The sequence below is a fragment of the Halonatronum saccharophilum DSM 13868 genome, from assembly GCF_000517025.1.
In the GTDB taxonomy this organism is placed as follows: domain Bacteria; phylum Bacillota; class Halanaerobiia; order Halobacteroidales; family Halobacteroidaceae; genus Halonatronum; species Halonatronum saccharophilum.
Map to the genome: position 1 here is coordinate 546,187 of NZ_KI912095.1, position 20,816 is coordinate 567,002.

Below are 20,816 nucleotides of genomic sequence, written 5' to 3' on the forward strand. Positions count from 1 at the left end.
GTAGCTAATAAAACTAAGCTTTATTACTCAAACTTACATAATCAAAGACCTTCTCCTCCAAGATTATCTCTTTGATGAACTCATTCACCTTCTTATTGCCGATTAGATCTAAGAATCCTCCACTATGGAGTAAAAATAAAAGCTCCTGTTCAAGATCGGTATAGTTTAGGCTCCTTCTTCTATTGAACTTGCTCCTCTCACCTTCTAGCCAGTTAACATATCTCTTCACAACAACCTCCAAAGGCTTTACATCCACTCCCTTTCTATAATAAAGCTCTTTCATATGTACCAAGAGTAGATATACCTCATCATACAAGGGGAGTTTCCCTTTATAAAGGGAATGAGGAAATAGATAAGAAATTGAGTATTGGTCCAAAAGATGATAGATCTTTTTATAAAGCTTATTTCTATAAGAGGATCTCATAATCCCCGAAGGTCTATTCTCACCATACAAATAATTTAATTTAGAATATAATGCTGGGTAGTTGGCCCTTATCCCCTCCATAAATAGCTCCTTTTGCTTGCCAGGCCTTAAAGTCAAATCACCAGGTGAGACAAAGTCTACTCCAATCTCCTCAAGCTTAGAAAAAAACTCATCCATACTCTCCTTAGAATCAGATATATAAGGGATAAAGGGCATTGCAAGAACGCCTACCCCTATCCCCCTCTCTTTAAACTTCTTTATTACAGTAAGCCTTTCCTCTACTGAGTTGGCCCTTGGCTCAAAGAAACTGGCCAAGGATTCGTCTAAGAAGGTCAATGAGACCATAACTGTAACCCCAGATTTTTTATTTATCCGCTCCAATATATCTATATCCCGTAGGATTAGAGAGGACTTGGTCATAATAGAGATAGGTAGGTTATACTTTTCTATAACCTGAAGAGTCCTCTCTACAATTCTCTCTTCTTCTTCTAAAGGATGGTAAGGGTCACTGACTCCTGAGCTAATAGAGATGATTCCCTTCTCTCTAATAGAGCTTAGCTCTTCTTCTACTAATTGTGGTATATTCTTTCTAACAACAATATCTTTCTCAAAATCTCCTTCTACATAGTACTTCTCCGCCCTCCCATCACAGTACCTACACCCATGCTGACAGCCCCGATAAGGAGAGAACCTATATCTACTAGGGAAAAGATCACCTACAAGTCCCCTATTCTTGGAGATGCTCTTTAAGTCTATGTAATGCTTTCTTACTTTCTTCATATCGTTGGCCCTCCCTTATCCTTTGCTAGTTATATTGTACTATATTACGATTTATTTACAAGGGAATATAGTATTATAGTTATTGGAATTAACATCATGTAGTAATAAAGTGCAACTTTTAAAAACCAAAAAGAAAAGTTCAAGAGCTTTTTGAAACCATACCCTGAGGGAGCACCTTTTGAATTGGGATCGCACGAGATGTTTTTGGTTTTTAAAACATCGAGAGGTACCTTTTAAATTGGGATCGTATGAATGGTTTATGGCTTTTATAAACCATGAAAAATACTCTTGGGGTGCTAATTAACACTAATATAGGTCAAAAAATATTTTGTTCATTATTAAAATTTATGATTTTGATGAAGGTTAACTAATTTTTATTATGATTTCAGTATTTTAATTTTAAAGATTTATTAATATTAAGTTGTTTAAATCTTTTATTCGTGACTATTCGTGTCCATTAGTGGTGAAAAAATCTTTTGGCTTTAATTATGAAAGGGTAACTATATTACTATAAATCACTATTCCTATAACAGCTCAAATAACACCTCAAAATTTTTTATTATAATCTCACCAAAAATAGCTAATAATAACAGTATGACTATTAGATTTATTATCTATGGAATGTTGGGATGGTGTTTGGAGATCTTTTGGACTGGGTTTAACTCTCTTTTAGCAGGAAGTCCCGACCTTAGAGGTTGGACTTATCTCTGGATGTTTCCTATCTATGGTTTGGCAATCTTACTAGAGCCTATCTACCTAAGGATAAGAGGTTATAATTTTTTATTAAGAGGAGGGATCTATACTTTATTAATCTTTAGTATCGAGTATCTTACTGGATGGCTACTCCTAAATACAATAGGAATCTGCCCCTGGGATTACACAGGTAAAGCATATTCAGTTCACGGACTGATAAGATTAGATTATGCACCACTTTGGTTTCTAGTAGGTTTATTATTCGAAAGAGTCTATGAAACCCTGATTAAACTAAATATTGGATTAAGCTAGATTATACAATAATCTCGGTAACATTAAAAGAAACTAAGACCTTTAAAGGGCTTAGTTTCTAAATTTTTAACTAAACTATTCTATGTTATAAAATCGATAAAACTAATAATACCACTAAGGCTAAAGGTAAAATTCCAGCTAAGCCTATTCCTAACCCTGGCTTAAGGCCTGGTTTTAATCCCGGCTTAAGACCTGGATTTCTTTGGGCATAAGTCTCTTCCATCTCTATCACCACCCCTTCTTTCCCTCTAATCTATGTCAATATAATCAATACTGTTACTCTTTATTTAAAAATTTACTTTAGTATTCTCTTTAAGACTTATAAGAACTTTTAACCCAAGCAATCATCAATAGTAAGGTCGGTATAATCATCTGAAAAGATACATGAACATACTTTATAATCTCTGTAATATCCTGTGGCAAATGCATTATCCAATGATGAAAAAGGCCCCCAAAAAAAGGTACATATATAAGAATAGCTAATAAAATAGTAAGCGGAAATATTATTCCCACTTTATTATTTATTTTAAATCCACATTCTAATAAGCTAATAGCCCCATATAAAAAAAGAACAACCTTAAAGAAGCCACTTGTCAACAAAAATGTTACAACTATAATGTCTACATTATTAATTACCCCAATATCTATTACATCACTAACCTTCATATTAGCATAGGTCAATATATTAGATAACCTTACTCCTAAAGTAGCCACCATTATAAACAAGGATAAACTAATTATTATCCCCCCTAAAGTCATCCCTGCTATAGATAGTTTGAAAATCGCCCTCTTATCATTAACATATCTCCAAATAGTTAAAAACATTACCATATCAGCAAAGGGAAATATCATCAAATCAGGGATAGCTGCATCAAGGACAGGTCCTAAACCTCTACCCAATATCGGTTGTATATTGGTTATATTTACAACTCCAGAAGCAAATACCATAGTATATATAATTATTATAAATAATACAAAAGATATTGCGCTAAAAATAGCAACCCTAGATATAACCTCAATACCTGAAAATATAATGTAAAGTACATTAATCATCGCCAATATATAAATCATAATCACTGGCGTTCTTGGTATGAGAAAAAGTTGAACAAATTCAATATGTAAACTAATATTCAGTAGAGTGATATAAAGAAAATATAGACAATAAAGACAGATTAGAGGAATTCCAACTACCTTGCCTAGTAGTTTAATGATTATATCCGCTAGATTATCCTGTGGAAAACAGCTCTGTAACTTAATATATATCCATAACAGGCCATAACTTACAACCATAGCAACTAACATTGCAATCCAAGCATCCTGCTCTGCTACATCTACACCTAAAGCATAAAGTCCAACATTACCTATAGTAAATATAAAGACTAAACAGAATAGCTCTATATTTCCTATTTTTTTCATTTTTACCACACCTTCTGTTAGGCTTATTTATTTTATTTTGTCCTATAACTATTTTTCTATTAGAAAAAGTATAGTCTATATACAAATAAAAGGTACTAAAAAAGAGAAGAGTCTAACCTTCTCTTTTTTAGTACCTTTTATTGTTGGTCTTTAATATATTGAGCTAGCTTATTATCCTCACTTCCTATATGTCTGATTAACCACTTTAGTACAAATGCATTTAGTTTAGATAAGTTAGTTAAAGTATTTTCACCTTCTTTGAAATCAACATTGAATTCTTCAATTTTTTGAATAAATTTATTATGTGAATTTTTATGATTCCTGTATTCAGGATAATCATATTTTAGTTGTAGTTGTTCTTCATCGCTAAAGTGGGTAATTATATATTCATTTAAAAAATCAATCACCCTTTCAGCCTCTTCAACCCCTTCTTTTATCCCGAAATTTTTGTTGATTTGTATCAGACTGTTGGCCCGATCAAATATCTCTTGGTGCTGCTTGTCAATCTCCTCAATTCCTGTCTCATAACTCTTTCTCCATATAATTGGCACTAATTCCACCTCCCTTTTATTTAATTCTACTACCTTCATATAATTCCTTTACTTTTAATAATATAACTATAATAATCACTTGCTATATTTATGCTTTTCTTGACTAGACAATAAAGAATTATTACCCTTTAAACTTAGATCATATATTAATTCGCAATTGGAACCCTTTGATTTTAATCCCTATTTTCCCACAAAAAATAAAAAAAGAGCGATATATAATCCCTCTAAATAAAAGTTGGCACGGGAAGCAGGACTTGAACCCGCAACACCTGGATTTGGAGTCCAGTGCTCTACCAATTGAGCTATTCCCGTACAGTATAAAATTTTGGTGGAGGTGGGCGGAGTCGAACCGCCGTCCCTACAAAGGTACACTAGAGGTTCTACGAGTGTAGCTTGTATTTTTTATTCGCATCCTAGACCCCTACAAGCAGGACCCTAAAATGCTAGCTTGTTAATTTCCACATCCTTTTACAAGCTTCAAAGGAAGGGTAGTCTGCTGATTATGACATTTCTAACTACTCACAGACAAAGCAACTAGAAACGTAGCTGGTGCTTACGCAGCAGCTAATGCGTAATTATTATCGTTTGCAGATAATTTTAAGTTTGCTATTAGTTTACGAGATTAATAGCAATCTCGACTCGCTGTCTCCGTGCTACTTTGCAGGTCGAGTACCAGTTACACCCCCAAAGTTTTTAGAGATTCTTTGATCAATCTTAAATAATAGTTAAAAATGCTAAGATTAAAAGCAATCAGAGATCCCTCTTACAAGATATTAATATCTGCCTAAGTTATTATCCTTAAAGGCACGTTCAATATCACGTTTAGCACTTTTACGTTTCAAATCCTCTCGCTTATCATACAGGTTCTTACCCTTAGCTAGGGCCAACTCCACTTTAATAAGCTGACGCTTAAAGTAGAACTTCAAAGGAATAAGGGTATATCCCTTCTCCTTAGTCTTTCCTATCAACTTCCTAATCTCCCTCTTATTTAAGAGTAACTTTCTAACCCTTTCTGGGTCATGGTTAAATCTATTACCCTGTTTATAAGGAGATATATGAAGGTTATAAAGAAAGACCTCCCCATCCTCTATTATAGCAAAGGAGTCCTTAACATTAATCCTACCAGCTCGAATCGACTTTACTTCAGTACCTTGAAGTACAATTCCAGCTTCATAGGTCTCTTCAATATTATACTCATGACGAGCTTTTCTGTTTCTAGCAATAACTCTATTACTCATTTTTTTCACCTCTTAAAAGAACGTGCACATATTATTATAACAGCTTAAAGTAAAATGTCAAGAACTCCATTACAAAAAACTAGATTTTCCCTAGAAAAATCAGGAATTAACCTTCTTCTATAACAAGATCAAAGTCTATCTCCTTCTCATCTAAGTTAACTCTTCTAACTTTAACCTTAACTTTATCTCCTAATTTATAGACTTTGGCGGTTCTTTCTCCAATAAAGGCATGTTTGTCCTCATAATAATGATAATAATCATCTCTAAGCGAACTCACATGTACCATACCCTCTACCCCATTCTCTAATTCAACAAAACAAGCAAAAGACATTACACCGCTTATTATTCCATCATAAACCTCACCGATCTTATCTTGCATATACTCTACCATCTTCAAGTCTACAGATTCTCTTTCGGCATCCATAGCTTTGCGTTCTTGTACAGAAGAATGATCAGAGATTCTATATAAAGTCTCCTGTAATTCATCTGCTCTCTCTTCATTTATATAACCCTCATTGATAACCTCTTTAATAACACGGTGAATAGTAAGATCTGGATACCTTCTAATAGGAGATGTAAAATGAGAATAACACCTTGAAGCAAGACCAAAGTGTCCAATGTTTTCAGGGCTATAATGGGCCTGTTGCATACTTCTTAACAAAACAGTATTTACAACTCTCTCCTCATCTTTACCCTTAACCTCCTCTAGTAGATCCTGTAGAGCCTTTGGATGTAGATTATCTCCTAACCCCTTAATACTGTATCCCAAGTTATGGATGAAGGCATTAGCATTCTCTAACTTAGTCATCTTAGGCGTATCATGAACCCGATAAATAAATGGTATCTCTCGATAGTAAACACTCTCTGCTACAACTTCATTGGTTCTAATCATAAACTCCTCAATAATTCTCTCTGAAACACCACGGTCAACTTTAATTATATCTATAGGCCTTCCTTCATCATCTAAAATAACCTTAGACTCAGGGAAATCAAAATCGATACTCCCTCTATCAAAGCGTGCTTCTCGAATCTTTGCTGCCAACTCTTCCATAACTCTTAAGTCTTCAATTACATCCTTGTACTCTTCTATTAACTCTTCATCACCATCTGTTAACATTCTATTGACCTTGGTATAAGTCAGCCTATGGTTTACATTTATAATACTCTCAGTTATCTCATAGTCTACTAAGTTTCCATCCTCAAGGTCAAAGTCCATAAAGACTGTCATTGCCAACCTATCAACACCAGAGATCAAACTACATAAGTTGTTAGATAATTTTTCAGGTAACATTGGAATTACCCTATCTACTAAATATATACTGGTAGCTCTATTATAAGCTTCACTATTTAAAGCACTTCCTTCATTGACATAATAGGTTACATCCGCAATGTGTACACCTAGCCTAGCCTTTCCATTATCTAAGATCTCTAAAGATACTGCATCATCATAGTCTTTAGCATCTTCTCCATCGATAGTTACCATCCTAAGTTCTCTTAAATCTCTTCTTCTCTTCACTTCACTTTCAGGTATATAATCATCAATTAATTTCATTTCCTCTTTAACAGCATTTGGAAAGTCATCAGGTAGATCTAAATTCCTAATTATAGCTTCTATATCTACCCCAGGATCTCCCTTATCTCCTAAGATTTCAACTATACTACCTTCAGGATTTCTTCGCTCCTCTGGCCATCTAGTTATCTCGGCAACAACCTTCTGACCATCCTTGGCCCCAGAAGTTTGAGACTTTGGAATGAAAATATCATGATATATCTTATTATCATCTGGAACTACAAAACCAAAATTCTTACTCTGATCGTAATTTCCAACTACTTTGGTGTTGGCCCTTTCTAATATCCTAACAACCTCTCCAGATAGCTTCTTACCATCAGTATTTTTAGCTACTCTAACAATTACCTTATCATTATGCATAGCACCCTTTAAATCCTTTAAATTAACATAAACATCTTCAATATCTGGCTTTTCTGGTATTAAGAAAGCAAAACCTTTAGCATTTCCTTGTAACCTCCCTACTACCATACCCATTCTTTCAGGAACACCATAACAATCACGCCTATTACGAATAATTAAGCCCTTCTCTTCCATATCATCTAATATGTCTAAAAGCATCTTTTCTTCATTCTTAGGAATCTCAAAAACATCTAATAATTCACTTGCAGTCAATGGTTTATAAGCTTCCTCTTTCATAAAATTTAATATAACCTTTTTAATATTCATTCTACCACTCCCTTCTAATTTTTTAATCTTAGCTTACTTATTATTTTGCTTAAAGAAGAAATAAATATGTATTTCTTGTGAAATATAGAAAACTCTCAGTCAGATCACTATCCAACTAAGAGTTCTATATTTAAGATTATTGGACTGCAGCAATTATCAAAGCCAATAGCATAAATAAAATAGAAGAAGCTATAGTAATCTTAGACAACAGCTTGTCTATAGCTTTTCCACTACCTCCAAAGGATTGAGCAGCTCCACCACCAGTAAGAGCACCCATTCCAGAACCTTCTCCTGACTGTAATAATACTGCAGCAATCAGTACAAATGATACAATAACAAGAAGCACTTTAAGAAGTACCACCCACAACGCACCCCCTATATTAGAAAATAACATTATCATTTTAACATAAGTTGCCTTAAAAAGCAATTGAATCACTGGTAATGAGTAACAAGTTATGAGTGATAAGCAAGTTCAAAACCTCATTTCTATGCCCATTAGCAATAGATTATATCTATTTGATTTTTCATAAGAAGTTTTATCTTCTTAATTTCACTGATTACTCATAACTAGTAATAAAGTTATTTAGAGTCTCTAAAAAAGTAATATTTACTAATATTTTTTAATATTAAATTAGATAAAAAAGGTGCAGGTCTTAAGACCTACACCTTTTTATATTTTTATAGGTTATAAAAGTTATCTAAACCATTATATTGTGCAGTTTCACCTAAAGTCTCTTCAATTCTTAATAATTGGTTATATTTTGCCATTCTATCAGATCTAGATGCAGAACCAGTCTTGATTTGACCTGCATTAGTAGCAACTACTAAGTCAGCAATAGTATCATCAGCAGTCTCACCAGATCTATGAGATACTACAGCAGTCATATTATTTCTCTTTGCTAACTCAATAGCATCAAGAGTTTCAGTTAATGTACCAATTTGATTTACTTTGATTAGAATAGAGTTAGCAGCGCCCATTTCAATTCCTTTAGAAAGGAATTCTGTATTTGTTACAAATAGGTCATCTCCAACTATTTGAACCTTATCTCCAATTTTTTCAGTTAGTTTAACCCAACCATCCCAATCATTTTCATCTAATCCATCTTCAATAGATAAGATTGGATATTTCTCTACTAGGTCAGCATAGAAATCTACCATTTCGTCAGTAGTTCTTACTACACCTTCACGTTTAAAGTTATAATCTCCATCTTCAAATAATTCACTAGCTGCAACATCAAGGGCCAACATAATATCCTCACCAGGAGTATATCCAGCTTTCTTGATAGCATCTAAGATAGTATCGATAGCAGCTTCAGTTCCATCTAGGTCACGAGGAGCAAATCCACCCTCATTACCTACTGCAGTTACATCTCCACGTTCTGCTAAGATATCATGTAAAGCATGGAAAATTTCAGCTCCAGCTCTTAATCCTTCGCTATAAGTATCAAAACCTACAGGCATAACCATAAACTCCTGAACATCTACTGCAGAATCAGCATGCTCTCCACCATTTAAGATGTTCATCATAGGTACTGGAAGCTCTTTAGCATTAGTTCCTCCTAAGTATTGGAATAAGTGAAGTCCTAATTGATTAGCTGCAGCTTTAGCTACTGCCATAGATACACCTAGGATAGCATTAGCACCAAAGTTACCTTTGTTCTTGCTTGCATCTAGTTCTATCATTAAAGTATCAATTCCAACTTGATCTCTAGCATCTAAACCAATAATTTCAGGTGCAATATCTTCATTTACATGATCAACAGCTTTTAATACACCTTTTCCTCTATACCTATCTTTATCACCATCTCTTAACTCTACTGCTTCATTCTCTCCAGTAGAAGCACCAGATGGAACTGCAGCTCTACCCATCTCTCCTCCTGCTAAGTAAACATCTACCTCTACAGTTGGATTACCTCTTGAATCAAGAATTTCTCTTGCGATAACATCATTAATTTCAAACATCTCTTAACTACCTCCTACATTTTATTTGATTTGGTTTTACTTTCAAGTTTAAATTCAACTTCAATGAACTTAAACCTTATATCTATTAACTCCTAGTAACTATAACTAATCACTAGTCATTAATTACAATTAAGATTATTTAATTAATTGACTACCTGTCATCTCTTTAGGTACATCAATTCCCAATAACTTAAGCATTGTTGGAGCAAAGTCTGCTAACTTACCACCATTGACAAGCTTAGCATCCTTATGATTATCATTAGCATAAATAAGCGGAACTTGATTAGTTGTATGAGCAGTAAAAGGCTCACCTGTATCATAATCAACCATCTGTTCACCATTACCATGATCTGCTGTAATTAAAAGACCTCCACCTTTAGCTAAGATAGCATCGGCAACCTTACCCAAACATTCATCTACAGCCTCTACAGCTGTGATCTCTGCATCAAAATCACCTGTATGTCCAACCATATCTGGATTAGCATAGTTTAAGATTATAACATCATAATCCTTCTCTTCCATCTTAGCTAATAGATTATCAGTTACTTCATAAGCACTCATCTCTGGCTTCATGTCATAGGTAGCAACATCAGGTGATGGAATCAACTCTCTATCTTCTCCTTTATTTGGTGTTTCCTTGCCACCATTGAAAAAGAAAGTAACATGAGCATACTTTTCAGTTTCAGCAGTTCTTAGCTGCTTTAAACCATTGGTTGCTAAGACTTGACCAAGGGTATTGACAAGTTCAGTTGTCGGATAAGCTATAGGAGCATCGATGGTTTCATCATATTCAGTCATACATACAAGATGAACATCTGGATGTACTTTTCGATCAAAACCAGCAAATTCCTTATCATTTAATGCTCTAGTCAACTGTCTAGCTCTATCAGGTCTAAAGTTAAAGAAGATGATAGAATCATTATCTCCAACTCTGTTAATAGCTTCACCATTTTCATCAGTTATAACTGTAGGTAAGACAAACTCATCTGTTTTATCATCTGCATAGGAAGTTTCTATAGCTTTAAGGGCAGTACTAGCTTTCTTCCCTTCACCTAAACACATAGCATTATAGGACTTTGCAGTTCTCTCCCAACGAGTATCTCGATCCATATAGTAATAACGACCACCTATAGTTGAAATTTCACCTACACCTATCTCTTCTATCTTGGCTTCTAACTCTTTTACATACTTTTTAGCACTTGATGGCGGTACATCTCTACCATCTAAAATAGGATGGACATAGACTTTGTCTAGCCCCTCTTTTTTGGCCATCTCTAACAAAGCATATAGATGTTTATTATGACTATGAACTCCACCATCAGATAGTAATCCTAATAGGTGCAAAGCAGAATTATTATTCTTAACCTTCTTTATAGCTTCTGATAGGACTTCATTTTCAAAGAAATCACCTTCTTTGATTGCTAGAGAGATTCTGGTTAAATCTTGATATACAACTCTACCAGCACCTAAGTTCAAATGTCCAACCTCTGAATTACCCATTTGACCTTCTGGTAGACCAACAGCTTCTCCAGCAGCATTTATAACAGCATGCGGATAATCTTCCCACAATTTATCAAAATTAGGCGTATTAGCTGCTTTTATAGCATTTGCCTCTTCTTTATCATTAAGTCCAAATCCATCTAATATAATTAAAGCTAAGGGTTTTGGTTTATTCATTTATATTTCCCCTTTCTTTATCATTTATTACTTATTAAAGTTAACAATTTTAGAGAAGGATTCTGCCTCCAAGCTAGCTCCCCCAACTAAAGCACCATCAATATTAGGTTGTGCCATAATCTCTTTTACATTATGCGGTTTAACACTTCCACCATATTGAATTCTAATACTTTGAGCAGTTTCTGCATCATACATACTAGCTATAGTCTGTCTAATAAATTTGATTATCTCTTCAGCTTGTTCTGGAGTAGCAGTCTTTCCAGTTCCAATAGCCCAGATTGGTTCATAGGCAAGTACCATATCTTTAACAGCTTCTGCTTGAACTCCAGAAAGCCCAGCAGCTAATTGAAATTTAATCTTTTCAAATAAAACTCCAGATTCTCTCTCTTCTAATGTCTCACCAATACAAAGAATTGGTGTTAAATCATTATCTATAGCTGCTTTTAACTTTAAGTTTAATAATTCATCATTCTCACCAAAGATCTCTCTTCTTTCAGAGTGGCCTACTATTACATATTTACATCCTACTGACTTGACCATAGCTGGAGAAAGCTCACCAGTATAAGCTCCACTATCTCTCCAGTACATATTTTCAGCACCTAAATCCACATTACTTCCTTCTACCACTTCATTCATAGCATATAAGTTAACAGCTGGAGCACAGATAGCAACATCTACATCATCTGCATCAGCTACTAGACCCTTTAGCTCATTTACCATAGCAACTGCTTCATCAACAGTCTTATTCATCTTCCAGTTTCCTGCCATTAAAGGTATGCGCACAAAAATCCCTCCGTTTTGTTAGTTTGCAGTATACAGTTTACAGTGTACAGTTAAAGAAGAAAATCTTCAAAAATAAAATATTTTAGCTATAAGCTATACACCTTATACTATAGACTGTTATTATCAGTATGTATCACGCATAGTATACAAAAAGCCATTGTAGACTATGCGTTATAAATTAAAATTTATCTGTCGCTCAACGATTCCCTCCTGGTTTGAAGTGCAAAACCAGTCGTGTTCTTCGGAATAGAAGAAACATTACGTTACTACATGAGTATAATTTCTACTTAGATTATCTGTCACTCAACGCTTCTCTCACTGCCTAAAAGGCAAGGCAGTTCGTGTACTTCGGAATATATATTGACATTAGCAAACAGAATTAGTCACATTAATATTTCCTATTATCTATCACTTAACGCCTCTCTCACTGCCTAAAAGGCAAGGCAGCTCGTGTACTTCGGACTAGAAGCAACATTACTATACTCTATGAGTATAATTTCTATTTAATTTATCTGTCACTTAACGATTCTACCGCTGGTAATGGCTTTCCTTCGAAGAATTGTAGGGAAGCTCCTCCACCAGTAGATATATGAGTCATTTTACCATCTAATCCAGCTTTATTAACAGCAGCAGCAGAATCTCCACCACCGATAATTGTCATAGCATCAAGATCAGCTAATACTTGAGCAACTTGATTAGTACCTTTAGCAAAGGCATCCATCTCAAATACACCCATTGGCCCGTTCCAAACTACAGTCTTTGCTTCTTTAAGAACTGCTTCAAACTTAGCAATAGCATCTGGACCGATATCAAGAGCTTGCCACCCATCTTCGATTCCATCTACTGCAACTACTTTATTGTTTGCGTCAGCAGCAAAATCATCAGCAACTACAACATCAGTTGGAAGTAAAATTTTATCTCCTGCTTTTTCCATTAATTCCTTAGCTAGATCAATCTTATCAGTCTCAACTAAAGAATCACCAGTTGGATGACCTTGAGCAGCGATGAATGTATTTGCCATTCCACCACCGATAATCAAAGAGTCAGCTTTCTCTAATAAAGATTCAATAACTGCAATCTTGTCAGAGACCTTAGCTCCACCGATTATAGCTACAAATGGTCTATCTGGGCTTTTAACAGCTTTACCCATTACATCTAGCTCATTTTGAATTAAGAAGCCCATAGCTGATTCTTCAACATGATGAGTTATACCTTCAGTTGAAGCATGAGCTCTATGAGTAGCACCAAAAGCGTCATTTACATAAACATCAGCTAACTTAGCTAATTCTTTAGCAAATTCTGCATCGTTGCTCTTCTCACCTGCATTGAACCTAGTGTTCTCTAATAATAAAACATCTCCTGCTTCCATATTAGCAACTGCTTTCTCAGGCTCTTCTCCAACAGTAGTGTCCGTCTTAATAATAGTTTTTTCTAATTTATCAGATAAAACTTGAGCAACAGAATCTAGTCTAAACTCTTCTTTTACCTCACCTTTAGGTCTACCTAAGTGAGACATAAGAATAACCTTAGCATCCTCATTAATCAAATAATTAATTGTAGGTAAAGCAGCTCCAATTCTAGTATCATCAGTTACCTTACCATCCTTCATTGGAACATTAAAATCAACTCTTACTAAAACCTTTTTACCTTTAACATCTATATCCTTTAAAGTCTTCTTATTCATAACTACACCCCCAAAGTTAAATTCAAATCTAAAAACAATCAGATTTAATCCCAAAGATTAATATAATATTTAAACTTTATAATATAATTATTTCAGGGTCAGAACTTAATCTGACCCTAAAATTTTAAACTATAATTAAAGTCTCTTAGCTAAATCAACAACTCTATTAGTATAACTTAGTTCATTATCATACCAAGAAATAATCTTAACCATATTACCATTTACAACCATAGTTGATTTAGCATCAACTAGAGAAGATTCAAATTGTCCCATGATATCTCTAGATACTAACTCTTCTTCAGTATAACCTAATACGCCTTCCATTTCTCCTTCTGCTTTTGCTTTAAGAGCAGCGTTTACTTCTTCAACAGTAACATCTTTACTTAAAGTAAATACTCCATCAACACAAGAACCATTAGGAACTGGAACTCTCATTGCCATACCATCAATCTTACCATCTAACTCTGGTAATACTTTAGTAGTAGCAATAGCTGCACCAGTAGTAGTAGGAATGATATTTTCAGCAGCAGTTCTACCTCTTCTTCTCTTAGCAAATGGCATATCTAAAATAGCTTGGCTAGAAGTATAACCATGAATTGTAGTAATTAAACCTTTTTCAATACCAAACTCATCATTTAATGCTTTTGCCAAAGGAGCTAAACAGTTAGTTGTACATGATGCATTAGAAACGATCTTATCATCATCAGATAAATCATCATCATTAACACCTAGTACAATAGTGTTATCAATTTTATCTTTAGCTGGTACAGTTAATAATACTTTCTTAGCTCCAGCCTCTAAATGCTTTTCTAATTGAGATTTCTTTCTAAATACACCAGTAGATTCGATAACTACATCAACATTCTTTTCAGCCCATGGTAATTCTGCTGGATCCTTAATAGCAGAAACTTCAATCTCCTTACCATTAACTACTAAGTTACCATTACTAATATCTACTGTACCATCAAAACGACCATGTACAGAGTCATACTTTAGTAGGTAAGCTAAATTATCTACATCAGTTAAATCATTAATAGCAACAATTTCAAAATCTTCACCTCTTGACTCAACTAATCTTAAAAAACCTCTACCAATTCTTCCAAATCCATTAATAGCAATTTTCTTACTCATTATTAAATCCCTCCATTTTTTAATTTATTTGTTTAATTAAAAACAAAATTTTAAGCTTTTATAATTAACTATTAGTTATCTTACTAACCAATAGTTAGTTAACCTTATTTTCTTGATCAATAAGTTCCAAAATACCCATAGCAGCATCTTCATCTACAATCAATATATCCTGATAATCTTTAGATACAGAGGCCAAAATTGCTTTTGCTTTGTTTTTGCCTTCAGCTATAGCAACTACCTTCTTTATTTTAGCCAAATCAGATAATTTTAATCCAACACTTTCAGTTGAATATACAATCTTACCTACTTGATTAAAATAATAACCAAAAGCCTCTCCTACAGCTCCAGCTTTCTTTAACTTTTCAATCTCAGATAAAGGCATTCCCCTTCTTTTAGCCATCACTTGAGCGGTACCTATACCATGTATCAAAACATCAGCTCTTTTAGCCAAATCCAAAACCTTTTTTATAGAAGGTTCTTTTATTAAGGTTGAAATTGTCTCTTTCTTTAGATTATCTGGAGTATGTAATAGGTAGTATTCACCACCCAGTTTCTTAGCTATCTTAGCTGCAATAGTATTGGATTGAATTTCAACTTCTTCTCCTAAACCCCCACGAGCAGGAACTACAGTAATGTTTAAATTCTTGCTTACAGGAGTCATTGCTTCAGCTAAGGTAGATAAAGTAGTTCCACCAGTAACAGCAATTACCTCACCATAGGAGATCATATCCTTCAAGATATAAGCAGCAAATCTCCCCAACTCCTCTTTGACTTGAGTAGAATTAATACTCTTAGGAAGTATATGAACTTCCATTGCCAAAAAACTACCTAACCTCTTTTCTAACTTACTTGTACCTTTTAGCTCTTTTATAAACAACTCCAATTCCCTTAACATCTTCCCACCATTTAGTGTGATTACTGCTCCTGCGCTTGTTGTATCGATGAACTTCTTATCTTTTAAAAAATCTAGATGTTTACGAATAGTTCTTTCGCTCAAATCAAGCTCTTGGGCCAACGATCTCCTCCCAATTGGTTGGAGCCTCTCTACTAACTTGAGAATTTCATATCTTCTTTCAATAACCTTAAAAATTTCTGGAGCTATTCTCTTTTGCAACTTTAGATAATCTGCCATCAAGTATCCCTCAACTTTCGAATGGGACATTTTTGTCCTGGTATCTTTTTTTTGTCCCACTCTTTTCAAAAAATAAGGTGCTTTATCCAGTATTATAAGCAACTTAACTTCAAATATTCTTTTCAATCAAGATATGTATTGGTAAAAAATACTTCTTTATATGTATAGTAGAAAGATTAAAATAGTTACCGGGATAAATATACCCTACCAACTTACTTCTGTCCCAATTTTGACAAAAAAATTCCATAGCAGATCGATTAACCCTTCACTATACTAATTATACATAAAAACATATATTCCTGCAAGAAAAATATTTTTTATTTTCGATTCCTCGCTACTCAATAACCAATAGCATATATAAAGGGCAGAAACAGGGTTCTACCCTATGGTTTTAAAAAGCAAAAACTCCTCGTGCGATTCCAATTTTAAATATTCCTCTGTCTCTTATTACCCCCTGACCTTTGACCTTGATTTTAATTGTAAATTGTAAATTACTCTTTAACTCCCCCTGATCTCTTTAGCAATCTTTTTAATCCTCCTTAGGCGGTTACTAACACCAGATTTACTTAAAGGAGGGTCTAACAACTCACCTAACTCCTTTATACTAGCATAAGGATTCTCCTTTCTTAAAATAGAAATTTCTCTTAAGCTAGGAGCTAACTTTTCTATTCCCTTATAGGTATCTATCAACTCAATGTCCTCTAGTTGTTTCTGAGCTGCAGTTACTGTCTTATTCAAATTTGCTGTCTCACAATTAACCAAACGATTAACTCTATTTCTAACCTCTTTATAGACTCTAGTATTTTCAAATTTCAACAAAGAAGAATGAGCCCCAATTATATTTAAAACTCTTGTAATATCATCAGCCCGCTTTAAATAAAGTAGATACCCTCCCTCTTTTTTTATATATTTGATATCTACATCAAAGTAAGAAAATAGCTCTTTTAAATCCTGAGCATAATCATAATTATTAACTAATAGTTCAAAGTGATAGCTATGATCTGGGTGATTTACTGAAGCTCCACCTAAAAATAAACCTCTTAGATATGCTTTTCTACAACACCTCTTCTTCTTAAATTCTTCCTTAACTCTGTAATTTAATGAGTATCCTTCATATATTAAACCACAATTTAAGAGAAGCTCTTTAACACCCTTTTGTGGAGGAACTTTTATTATATAATAATTCCCCTTATCTAAGTACATCTTCTTTCTTACCACAATCTCAGTAAAGAAATTAAACTGATCCTTTAATAATTTATAAATTCGCCGAGCTACCGCTGCATTCTGACACTTTAACTTTAAAGCTAAATTTCTATTAATTATCTTCAAACTACCATTCAACTTTATTAAAGATGCCAACTCAGCCAATCTACAACAATCCCTACTATAACTTTTTCTAGCTACTTCATTCTTAACATCATCAGCAAAAGACATCTCTACCACACCTTTTTGTTTAGTCTACAGTTTATAGTTTACAGTGGATACGGTTTTTGTGATTTTTATACCCAACCCATGGCTGGGTGGTACAATTAAAATTCTAAGAACTTTAGATACAAAGGTTTTTAGAGACTTCAACTGCACACTAGTCCTCTTCTTTAATATTCAAAATTAACTCAATAATAACCTGGGCCAACTTCTCTGGGTCGTGCCTGACCAAATCTGATTGATCTACTACTCCACCTTCAATAATCTTTACTCCAAGTTCCTTGAGCCTATCACAATCCACCTTTACAGGCTTTGCACCTTCTTGGGCATATTTTTCTAAAAGTTCATTATCTATTAATTCATTATTGCTAATAATATAATCGACTATACCTGGGCCAACATGATCATAGATTGCCTCTATATGGTCACTAGCCTTGTAATCATCAGTCTCTCCTAATTGGGTCATAACATTACATATATATATCTTTGCAGCAGGCGATACTTTTATACTCTTAGTTAAATCCCTTACCAATAAATTAGGTAGTACGCTTGTATAAAGACTACCTGGTCCTAAGATAATAGCATCAGCATCTTTAATAGCCTCCAAAGCCTCAGGTAATGGTTTACTATCTTTGGGATGAATAAATACCTCTTCAATCTTTCCTCTCACCTTAGGAATCTGAGATTCACCTTTGATCAACTCTCCATTATCAAGCCTAGCTGATAACCTTAAATCTTCTAAAGTTGAAGGAAGAACCTGACCTTTAATCGCTAAAACTTTACTTGATTCCTTTACAGCTTCTTCAAAATCTCCTAAGACCTCTGACATAGTAGCTATAAATAAGTTTCCAAAACTATGCCCTTTTAGATCATCCCCTTCAGTAAAACGATATTGAAATAACTTCTCCATTAAAGGCTCTGTATCAGCTAAAGCAACTAAACAGTTTCTAATATCTCCTGGTGGTAAGATACCCAATTCATTTCTTAAAGCTCCAGAGCTACCTCCATCATCAGCTACCGTTACAATAGCTGTTATATTATCTGTAAACTTCTTAATCCCCCGTAACATAGTTGACAAACCAGTTCCACCACCGACTACCACAATCTTTGGCCCCCTCTTCCGATATCGCTTTTGATATAAGAGGTCCACCAGTTCCTCATCCTTATTCGGTAATAAAACCTCATAAATAGAGGCAAGCATTCTTTTAATTCCTAGGGAAACTAAAATTATCCCTAATATAATAAGAGATATCCCTGTCAAATCGCTATCTATTATTGTTAAGGTCTCTAGCCCTATAGCAAAAGAAATTCCGATACTTAACAGAAGAGCCCCTAAAAATATTACTACTACCCACCTTTTAAATTTCAACCCAGGATAAAGCCACTTCATCTTCTCCATTTTCCGCCCCCTTTACTTATCAGAATCACGATGCTCTAATAAAAGATTATACTTCTCTTCTAACTCTTCATATAATTTCTCAGCAAAGGTAACAGAGCGATGCTTCCCACCTGTACAACCAATAGCTATAGTCAAATGACTCTTACCTTCTTTTATATACTCTGGTAATAAGAAATTAATTAAATCAAAAAGTTTAACCTTAAACTGTTTTGTAATAGGCCACTTAAGAACATAATCTTGAACTTCTTTTGTCTCTCCTGTTAGTGGTCTAAGTTCATCTATATAATGAGGGTTAGGCAAGAATCTAACATCAAACATTAAATCTGCATCTACTGGAACCCCATACTTAAATCCAAAGGATAATATAGATATGCTTAAGTCCATCTCTTTTTTATCACTAATTAGTTTATCTCTAACCTTCTCCTTTAACTCTTTTGGCTTAAGTTTAGTAGTATTAATTATTATATTGGCTCTATTTCTCAGCCTTTCTAACTTACCTCTTTCTACATTAATAGCCTCTGAAATCCTTCCCTCTGGGGCCAAAGGGTGTCTCCTTCTAGTCTGTTTAAATCTATTAATTAAAGCTTCCGTCTCTGCTTCTAAGAAAATAATCTTATAACTAATCCCCATCTCTTCTAAAGTAATAAGTTCTTCAAATAAACTACCAAAAAAGTCTCTTCCCCTAATATCAATAACTAAAGCAATCTGCATCTCTTTATTTTTGGAGTGCTGATATAATTGAGCAAACTTAGATATTAGAACGGGAGGTAGGTTATCGACACAAAAGAAACCTAGATCCTCTAATATCTTAATAGTTTCAGACTTACCCGCTCCTGACATTCCTGTTACAATTACAACCTCCATATTCTTTTCCATCCCTTTCACCTCTCTATATTAGCTGTCAGCATTTAAATATTAGCTTCCAGCCTAAAATTAAAAACAAAATTTCAACTTATTATATTTTCCATATTCAAAAAATTTTAACCATTAATTATAATTCTAAATAATATACTACAATCATATCATTTTAAGGCTAAGATAACAACCAGTTGCTTACTTCTGTATGTAATAAATAGGAATCTGGAATCAATAAAACTATTAGCTCTTAAAGATAATTTTGCTACTGATTTTATATTTCTGACTCTCCGTGAAAACCATAAAAACAATATCTCTTGATTCCTAGTAATAAACCTATGCTTTATTATTCCACATTAATAATATCATTCGCCCTCAATCCTACTCTCTTAGCTAGAGCTAAAGCCTTATCAACCTTGCCTACATCTCTAGGTGAATGTGCATCACTTCCTAAAGCAAAATTGACTCCTTCCTTTGCCGCTACCTTGACCATCTCTTCGCTTAGATAGCTATGACTCTCATTAATCTCTAAAGCTGTCCCCTCAGCTTTTGCTACTTTAGCCAACCTCCTTGTATTAATATTTACTCTGTACCCTGGATGGGTTAAAATATCTACATTATATTTCCTTAAAACTTTGATTATAATCTCAGTATTTCTCCTTCTAATAACTTCTCTTTTAAAACCTAACTTTTCAGTAACTAGGTTATCACAGATGACATTAGAAAAGAACTCTAAATCGGGTGGTCTAATAAAAAGGTGAAGACCGACCAAGATCAGATCAAGTTCTTTTATTATATAATCTGGAATATCAATATTCCCCTCTAAATCTATAATATTGGCCTCTACTCCAGCCAGGACTTCAATCTCAGGATATACTCTATTGTACCCTTCTACCTTCTTCTTAACCTCTAACAAAACCTCAGGCTCCTTAACACCTAATCTCTTAAAACCATGGCTCCTTGGCCCGTGATCAGAAATACAGACCTCCTTTAGCCCCCTAGAAATTGCAGCCTCTATATTCTCTTTAATACTCCCCTTACCATGACTATACAGGGTATGAGTATGATAATCAGCAAATACTTTAATAATAAGATTCACCCCTTTAGAATACAAAAAT

Annotated in this window: 18 protein-coding genes, 1 tRNA gene and 1 other RNA gene; 1 reads left to right on the forward strand and 19 read right to left on the reverse strand. The window is 34.2% G+C overall.

Annotated features, from left to right (window positions below):
- Window positions 1-13: 13 nt before the first annotated feature.
- The gene (locus HALSAC_RS0109900) at window positions 14-1,204 is read right to left on the reverse strand and encodes an SPL family radical SAM protein (protein WP_027340135.1); all 1,191 of its coding nucleotides are present in this window, start codon (window positions 1,202-1,204) and stop codon (window positions 14-16) included.
- 594 nt (window positions 1,205-1,798) lie between these two features.
- Between HALSAC_RS0109900 and HALSAC_RS0109905 the strand changes: the two genes are divergently transcribed.
- Window positions 1,799-2,209 carry a putative ABC transporter permease gene (locus HALSAC_RS0109905; RefSeq protein ID WP_027340136.1) on the forward strand — a complete coding sequence of 137 codons (411 nt, stop codon included), beginning with the start codon at window positions 1,799-1,801 and terminating at the stop codon, window positions 2,207-2,209.
- A gap of 85 nt (window positions 2,210-2,294) precedes the next feature.
- On the opposite strand, the gene HALSAC_RS17090 is transcribed toward HALSAC_RS0109905, so the two are convergent.
- The 18 genes from HALSAC_RS17090 to HALSAC_RS0109990 all read right to left on the reverse strand — a co-directional run bounded on the left by HALSAC_RS17090 (window position 2,295) and on the right by HALSAC_RS0109990 (window position 20,797).
- On the reverse strand, window positions 2,295-2,432 hold the full coding sequence (locus tag HALSAC_RS17090) for a hypothetical protein (RefSeq protein WP_156924172.1): 138 nt from the start codon (window positions 2,430-2,432) through the stop codon (window positions 2,295-2,297).
- Between the two features lie 89 nt (window positions 2,433-2,521).
- Window positions 2,522-3,625, reverse strand: coding sequence for a GerAB/ArcD/ProY family transporter (locus HALSAC_RS0109915; RefSeq protein WP_027340137.1), 1,104 nt, complete (start codon window positions 3,623-3,625; stop codon window positions 2,522-2,524).
- Window positions 3,626-3,762: 137 nt separating this feature from the next.
- A complete protein-coding gene (locus HALSAC_RS0109920) occupies window positions 3,763-4,176 on the reverse strand; it encodes a bacteriohemerythrin (protein WP_035571595.1) in 414 nt (137 codons plus the stop codon).
- 236 nt (window positions 4,177-4,412) lie between these two features.
- Window positions 4,413-4,488 (reverse strand) — tRNA-Trp (locus tag HALSAC_RS0109925).
- A gap of 14 nt (window positions 4,489-4,502) precedes the next feature.
- Window positions 4,503-4,862, reverse strand: a transfer-messenger RNA (tmRNA) gene (gene ssrA, locus HALSAC_RS16880).
- Window positions 4,863-4,949: 87 nt separating this feature from the next.
- Window positions 4,950-5,414 (reverse strand): SsrA-binding protein SmpB, encoded by a 465-nt coding sequence (gene smpB / locus HALSAC_RS0109930; protein ID WP_281172342.1) that lies wholly within the window; start codon window positions 5,412-5,414, stop codon window positions 4,950-4,952.
- A gap of 106 nt (window positions 5,415-5,520) precedes the next feature.
- Complete coding sequence (gene rnr / locus HALSAC_RS0109935; protein WP_027340140.1) at window positions 5,521-7,650, reverse strand: ribonuclease R; 2,130 nt, start codon at window positions 7,648-7,650, stop codon at window positions 5,521-5,523.
- A gap of 136 nt (window positions 7,651-7,786) precedes the next feature.
- Complete coding sequence (secG, locus tag HALSAC_RS0109940) at window positions 7,787-8,011, reverse strand: preprotein translocase subunit SecG (protein WP_027340141.1); 225 nt, start codon at window positions 8,009-8,011, stop codon at window positions 7,787-7,789.
- 317 nt (window positions 8,012-8,328) lie between these two features.
- Window positions 8,329-9,612, reverse strand: a complete 1,284-nt coding sequence (gene eno / locus HALSAC_RS0109945; RefSeq protein ID WP_027340142.1) for a phosphopyruvate hydratase — start codon at window positions 9,610-9,612, stop codon at window positions 8,329-8,331.
- 135 nt (window positions 9,613-9,747) lie between these two features.
- Window positions 9,748-11,289: a 2,3-bisphosphoglycerate-independent phosphoglycerate mutase gene (gene gpmI / locus HALSAC_RS0109950; protein ID WP_027340143.1), complete on the reverse strand. Its 1,542-nt coding sequence runs from the start codon at window positions 11,287-11,289 to the stop codon at window positions 9,748-9,750.
- A gap of 27 nt (window positions 11,290-11,316) precedes the next feature.
- A complete protein-coding gene (gene tpiA / locus HALSAC_RS0109955) occupies window positions 11,317-12,072 on the reverse strand; it encodes a triose-phosphate isomerase (protein WP_027340144.1) in 756 nt (251 codons plus the stop codon).
- Between the two features lie 508 nt (window positions 12,073-12,580).
- Entirely contained in the window at window positions 12,581-13,756 is a 1,176-nt protein-coding gene (locus HALSAC_RS0109960; RefSeq protein ID WP_027340145.1) for a phosphoglycerate kinase, read from the reverse strand.
- A 135-nt stretch (window positions 13,757-13,891) separates the two neighbouring features.
- Complete coding sequence (gene gap, locus HALSAC_RS0109965) at window positions 13,892-14,887, reverse strand: type I glyceraldehyde-3-phosphate dehydrogenase (RefSeq protein WP_027340146.1); 996 nt, start codon at window positions 14,885-14,887, stop codon at window positions 13,892-13,894.
- Window positions 14,888-14,981: 94 nt separating this feature from the next.
- The gene (locus tag HALSAC_RS0109970) at window positions 14,982-16,019 is read right to left on the reverse strand and encodes a sugar-binding transcriptional regulator (protein WP_027340147.1); all 1,038 of its coding nucleotides are present in this window, start codon (window positions 16,017-16,019) and stop codon (window positions 14,982-14,984) included.
- Window positions 16,020-16,517: 498 nt separating this feature from the next.
- Window positions 16,518-17,453, reverse strand: coding sequence for a DNA-binding protein WhiA (whiA, locus tag HALSAC_RS0109975; RefSeq protein WP_027340148.1), 936 nt, complete (start codon window positions 17,451-17,453; stop codon window positions 16,518-16,520).
- Between the two features lie 148 nt (window positions 17,454-17,601).
- Window positions 17,602-18,843: a gluconeogenesis factor YvcK family protein gene (locus HALSAC_RS0109980; protein ID WP_027340149.1), complete on the reverse strand. Its 1,242-nt coding sequence runs from the start codon at window positions 18,841-18,843 to the stop codon at window positions 17,602-17,604.
- Window positions 18,844-18,855: 12 nt separating this feature from the next.
- Window positions 18,856-19,719 (reverse strand): RNase adapter RapZ, encoded by an 864-nt coding sequence (gene rapZ / locus HALSAC_RS0109985; protein ID WP_027340150.1) that lies wholly within the window; start codon window positions 19,717-19,719, stop codon window positions 18,856-18,858.
- A gap of 325 nt (window positions 19,720-20,044) precedes the next feature.
- A complete protein-coding gene (locus HALSAC_RS0109990) occupies window positions 20,045-20,797 on the reverse strand; it encodes a PHP domain-containing protein (protein WP_245579455.1) in 753 nt (250 codons plus the stop codon).
- Between the last annotated feature and the right edge of the window lie 19 nt (window positions 20,798-20,816).

Coding starts and splice junctions, on each gene's coding strand:
- HALSAC_RS0109970 (WP_027340147.1), bottom strand. CDS start 16,019: ATGGCAGATTATCTAAAGTTGCAAAAGAGAATAGCTCCAGAAATTTTT.
- gap (WP_027340146.1), bottom strand. CDS start 14,887: ATGAGTAAGAAAATTGCTATTAATGGATTTGGAAGAATTGGTAGAGGT.
- rnr (WP_027340140.1), bottom strand. CDS start 7,650: ATGAATATTAAAAAGGTTATATTAAATTTTATGAAAGAGGAAGCTTAT.
- whiA (WP_027340148.1), bottom strand. CDS start 17,453: ATGTCTTTTGCTGATGATGTTAAGAATGAAGTAGCTAGAAAAAGTTAT.
- rapZ (WP_027340150.1), bottom strand. CDS start 19,719: ATGGAAAAGAATATGGAGGTTGTAATTGTAACAGGAATGTCAGGAGCG.
- HALSAC_RS0109960 (WP_027340145.1), bottom strand. CDS start 13,756: ATGAATAAGAAGACTTTAAAGGATATAGATGTTAAAGGTAAAAAGGTT.
- HALSAC_RS0109980 (WP_027340149.1), bottom strand. CDS start 18,843: ATGGAGAAGATGAAGTGGCTTTATCCTGGGTTGAAATTTAAAAGGTGG.
- HALSAC_RS0109900 (WP_027340135.1), bottom strand. CDS start 1,204: ATGAAGAAAGTAAGAAAGCATTACATAGACTTAAAGAGCATCTCCAAG.
- eno (WP_027340142.1), bottom strand. CDS start 9,612: ATGTTTGAAATTAATGATGTTATCGCAAGAGAAATTCTTGATTCAAGA.
- smpB (WP_281172342.1), bottom strand. CDS start 5,414: ATGAGTAATAGAGTTATTGCTAGAAACAGAAAAGCTCGTCATGAGTAT.
- HALSAC_RS0109905 (WP_027340136.1), top strand. CDS start 1,799: ATGACTATTAGATTTATTATCTATGGAATGTTGGGATGGTGTTTGGAG.
- gpmI (WP_027340143.1), bottom strand. CDS start 11,289: ATGAATAAACCAAAACCCTTAGCTTTAATTATATTAGATGGATTTGGA.
- HALSAC_RS0109915 (WP_027340137.1), bottom strand. CDS start 3,625: ATGAAAAAAATAGGAAATATAGAGCTATTCTGTTTAGTCTTTATATTT.
- HALSAC_RS17090 (WP_156924172.1), bottom strand. CDS start 2,432: ATGGAAGAGACTTATGCCCAAAGAAATCCAGGTCTTAAGCCGGGATTA.